Source organism: Micromonospora sp. H61 (genome assembly GCF_018070325.1).
GTDB lineage: Bacteria > Actinomycetota > Actinomycetes > Mycobacteriales > Micromonosporaceae > Micromonospora > Micromonospora salmantinae.
In genome coordinates, this window is record NZ_JAGPXY010000142.1 from 1 (window position 1) to 4,898 (window position 4,898).

Sequence of the window (4,898 nt, forward strand, 5' to 3'; positions counted from 1 at the left end):
GGGTGGGCGGGTCGCCGCTGTGGCGGGGACCCGGGGGCAGCGCACCGTCGGCGCGGCGGACGCTCCCGTCGCACCGACCGGCACGGGAGCGAGCAGGACGGCGGACGTCGTGGCCGCCAGCAGCGCAGCTCTCATGTGCCCGACCCTAGTCAGGAAGATCGCCCGGTGGGACGGGATGCCGGTCAACTCGCGTCGCCGCGACCGCGCAGGTAGTCGTGCAGCGCGGCGGTGCCCCGCAGCCGGCGCAGGCTGCGGGTGTGCAGCTCCTGCTCGCGTCGGCCCAGCTCGGCGCGGACCCGCTGAGCGCTGCCGGTGGTCCGCAGCTCGCCCAGCACCGCGGCGATGATCTCGAACGGGTACGCGCCCCGGCGCAGCAACGCGATGACCTGCGCCGCGCGTAGCTCCGCCTCGTCGTACACCCGGTAGTTGGTGCCCGGGGTGCGGCCCGGCCGTAGCAGCTTGCGCTCCTCCCACAGCCGCAGCTGCGAGGTCCGGACCCCGACCAGGGCGGCCACCTCGCCGATGCGGGCGCCGTGGCGTGGCGCGGGCCGGGCCGCCGGTGGGCCGGCCAGCACGGTCTCGAAGGCGCCGAGCACCCGGCGGATCTCGGCGCGTTCCCGGTCCAGCTCGGCATGGCCGCCGTCGAGCGCCGCCAGGGCCGCCGGCAGGTCACCCGTGTGCACCGCCGCCATGATCTCCCGGGTACGGCTCCAGCCGTGCCCCTCGGCCAACCGCCGCGCCACTGTCAGCGCCCGGGCGTGCTCGGTGGTGAAGATCCGGTAGCCGCTGGCGGTGCGGCGCACCGGCGGGAGAACCCCCAACTCGACGTAGTTGCGCACCTGCTGCACCGAGATCCCGACGGTGGCCGCCAGGTCCACGGCGCGCAGCCGATCCTTCGAGGCGAGGTCCACGCGAGCCACCGTACCGCTTACGACGTGATTTGAGACTTTCCGGGGCATGCTGCTGAAGCCTGCGCTTGGATCTCGGCGAAAGTCTCTACATGAGGATGAATGAGACAATGGAATCCGCCAGTGCCCGGCGGGGCAAAGTCCCGCCACGATTCCGTGAAGGGTTCGTATGTCGCAGCCAGCATGGTCCGCCGCCGACAGCCACGACATGATCGAGGTACGCGGAGCGCGGGAGAACAACCTCGCCGACGTCTCGGTCGACATCCCCAAACGCCGGCTGACCGTCTTCACCGGTGTCTCCGGGTCGGGCAAGTCGTCGCTGGTCTTCGGCACCATCGCCGCCGAGTCCCAGCGCATGATCAACGAGACCTACAGCGCGTTCCTCCAGTCGTTCATGCCGAACCTCAACCGGCCGGACGTCGACTCGCTGCGCAACCTCAGCGCGGCCATCGTCGTCGACCAGGAACGGATGGGAGTCAACTCCCGGTCCACCGTCGGCACCGCCACCGACGCGTACGCCATGCTGCGGATCCTCTTCAGCCGCCTCGGCCAGCCGTCCGTCGGCGGCGCCGGGGCGTTCAGCTTCAACCTGCCCGAGGGCATGTGCCCCACCTGCGAAGGGCTGGGCCGGGTCTCCGACCTCGACGTCAACGAACTCGTCGACGTCGAGCGCTCCCTCAACGACGGCGCGATCACCGTGCCCAACTTCGCTGTCGACTCCTGGTACTGGCAGACCATCGTCGGCTCCGGCCTGTTCGACCCGGACGTCAAACTCCAGGACTTCACCCCGCAACAGTGGGAGGACTTCCTGCACAAGCCGGCCACCAAGATCAAGGTGGGCAGCAACAACTGGACGTACGAGGGGCTGGCGGTCAAGGTCAAGCGGCTCCTCCTGTCCAAGGACCGCGAGTCGATGCAACCGCACATCCGCGCCTTCGTCGACCGGGCGGTCACCTTCACCAGCTGCGGCGACTGCGGCGGCACCCGACTCAACGCGGCGGCCCGGTCATCACGGATCGCCGGGCACAACATCGCCGACTGCTCAGCCATGCAGATCAGCGACCTGGCCGCGTTCGTCCGCACCGTTGACGACCCGGGGGCCGCGCCACTCGTCGCCAACCTCCGCGACCTGCTGGACTCCCTGGTCGAGATCGGTCTGGGCTACCTCAGCCTGGACCGCGAGTCGGCGACCCTCTCCGGCGGCGAGGCGCAACGGGTGAAGATGGTCCGGCACCTCGGCTCCAGCCTCTCCGACGTCACCTACGTCTTCGACGAACCCACCGTGGGCCTGCACCCGCACGACATCGCCCGGATGAACGACCTGCTGCTGCGGCTGCGCGACAAGGGCAACACCGTGCTGGTGGTGGAACACAAACCGGAGACCATCGCCATCGCCGACCACGTGGTCGACCTCGGACCGGGCGCCGGCACCGACGGTGGTCGGATCTGTTTCACCGGCGACATCCCCGGCCTGCGCCGCTCCGACACCCTCACCGGCCGACACCTGGACCACCGGGTGACAGTGCGGGAGGCGGTACGCCAACCCACCGGGCAGCTCGCCATCCGCCAGGCCGACCTGCACAACCTGCACGACGTGGACGTGGACATCCCACTCGGGGTCCTCACAGTGGTCACCGGCGTGGCCGGCTCCGGCAAGAGCTCACTGATCCACGGGTCGCTGCGCGGCCGGTCCGGGGTCGTCATCGTCGACCAGTCCCCGATCCGTGGCTCACGACGCAGCAACCCGGCCACCTACAGCGGACTGCTCGACCCGATCCGCACCGCCTTCGCCAAGGCCAACGGGGTCAAGGCCGCGCTGTTCAGCGCCAACTCCGAGGGCGCCTGCCCGACCTGCAAGGGAATCGGCCTCATCTACACCGACCTGGCGATGATGGCCGGCGTCGCGAGCGTCTGCGAACGGTGCGAGGGGCGACGCTTCACCGACGAGGTGCTCACGTACACGCTGCGCGGCAAGAACATCCACGAGGTGCTGACCATGTCGGTCACCGAGGCGTACGCGTTCTTCCCCAGCGGGGCGGCGCACCTCATCCTCGGCCGGCTGGTCGACGTCGGGCTGGGCTACCTCAGCCTCGGCCAGCCACTGACCACCCTGTCCGGCGGGGAGCGGCAACGACTCAAGCTCGCCATCCACCTGGCCGAGAAGACCACCACGTACGTCCTGGACGAGCCGACCACGGGCCTGCACCTGGCCGACGTGGACCAACTGTTGGCCCTGCTCGACCGGATGGTCGACGCCGGGAACACGGTGATCGTCATCGAGCACCACCAGGCGGTCATGGCACACGCCGACTGGCTCATCGACCTCGGCCCCGGCGCCGGCCACGACGGTGGCCGCATCGTCTTCACCGGCACACCGGCCGAGCTGGTCGCCACCGGCGACACCCTCACCGCCAAGCACCTCCGCGAGTACGTCAACAACCCGGCGGTGATCGGCCAGAGCTGACACCGCTGCCCCCGCTACCGGCCGGAGCACAGTAGCGACGGGTGCCGGCACGAGCGGCTCTGGTCCGGCGGTACCAGCGGCGGCGGTCGGCTGACGCAGCGTCACGGGTGGCCGGCACGAGCGACGGTGGTTTGGCCGGCATCGCTCCGGCCGACGGCGGCGGCGGCGCTCCCGCAGCGCTCCGGCGGCGGCCCGGCGGCGGTGTCAGGTGACCCGGCGCAGCCAGCGCCGCTGCCAGGGGGTCTCCACCGCCTTCGGGTGGTAGCCGGCCCGCACCCACGGCACCGCCCGCTCGACCGGCAGACCGTCGAGGATCGCCAGCGCGGCCAGGGCCGTTCCGGTCCGACCCACCCCACCCCGACAGGCCACCTCGACACGTTCACCGTCACGGGCGCGTCGCAGGGCCTCCCGCAGGACGTCGAGGGCTTCGACGCGGTCGAGCGGCACCCAGAAATCAGGCCACCGGATCCGCCGGTGCGGCCAGGCCGGCTCCGGGCCGGGTGCCAGCAGCACGGCGAAGTCGGCGGGCGAGGTCGCGGCAGCGACGCGGCGTCCGCGCACCGTCGCCCCACTGGGGAGTACGAGTACGCCAGACTGCTCGGACCACGGCTGCGCATCAGTCATCCGGACATTGTGCCGCGACGCTCTGAGGGGTGAGCACAGACAGCGCCGCCCCCGGCCGGTGGGCCGGGGGCGGCGCTGGTGTCGGTGTGCAGGTCGCCTCTCGGCGAGTGGCACGACGCGGCTCCAGCCGAACGGTATTCCGCGAGGGCGATATTAGGTGAGGCCCGGGGACACTGAGTCACACCGACACTCTCCACAACCAGCCCGCCGCCGCCGTTGTTCCCACACCCCGCCCACCCATCCGATCGCCGCCCCGCAGCCCGCCACGTGGCGGTCACCCGGCCCCGCCGCACCGCCGTGGCACCGCACCGAGGGCCGAGGCCCGCCCTACTCCCGCCGCACCGCCGGCTGGCGTCAGCCGTCGCTGGCGTCCGTGGCCGGCATTGGGCGGTGGCATCAACGCCTCGCCGCACCACCGGTGGCGGCGGTCGGCCGGCCGCAACGCCCCACCGCTCGCCGGGCCGATGCGCCGACGGGTTCCATCGCTGAACACCGGTCGCCTCACGACCACGACACCCGCCATCGCGTCGCGCTTCGGCCATGACCCACGAGATCTTGGACGTTTTCCGTACGCGCCGGACGGAAAATGTCCAAGATCTGCTGGCAGCCACCGACCGGACCGCGCCATCCGCTTCCGACGGGCACGCGGCGTCGCGGCATCGGCGACCAGCGGCATGAGCCTGCCGCACGGAAACGGAACGTGCCACTGGCCGGCACCCCGAGTGCGGGTGCCGGCCAGTGGTCGGTGCGGTGGTGCTGTGGTCTTGCCGTGCTGGGTGCTGGGTGCTTGTGGTGTGGGGTCAGCTGTTCCAGTGCTGGGCGACGAGGTCGGTGGCCTGCTGCTCCCACTGGGCGTAGGCGTCCGGGTAGGCCGACACCTGTACGGTCTGGGCGGCGTCGGT

Annotated in this window: 3 protein-coding genes; 1 reads left to right on the forward strand and 2 read right to left on the reverse strand. The window is 71.3% G+C overall.

Features of this window, described 5'->3' with window-relative positions; genetic code table 11:
• Window positions 1-182: 182 nt before the first annotated feature.
• Complete coding sequence (locus KBX08_RS32155) at window positions 183-911, reverse strand: MerR family transcriptional regulator (protein ID WP_210787519.1); 729 nt, start codon at window positions 909-911, stop codon at window positions 183-185.
• A 166-nt stretch (window positions 912-1,077) separates the two neighbouring features.
• Here KBX08_RS32155 and KBX08_RS32160 point away from each other — a divergent pair, with 166 nt between their 5' ends.
• The gene (locus tag KBX08_RS32160) at window positions 1,078-3,372 is read left to right on the forward strand and encodes an excinuclease ABC subunit UvrA (RefSeq protein WP_210787520.1); all 2,295 of its coding nucleotides are present in this window, start codon (window positions 1,078-1,080) and stop codon (window positions 3,370-3,372) included.
• Window positions 3,373-3,576: 204 nt separating this feature from the next.
• On the opposite strand, the gene KBX08_RS32165 is transcribed toward KBX08_RS32160, so the two are convergent.
• On the reverse strand, window positions 3,577-3,996 hold the full coding sequence (locus KBX08_RS32165) for a protein-tyrosine phosphatase family protein (protein ID WP_210787521.1): 420 nt from the start codon (window positions 3,994-3,996) through the stop codon (window positions 3,577-3,579).
• Window positions 3,997-4,898: the final 902 nt, after the last annotated feature.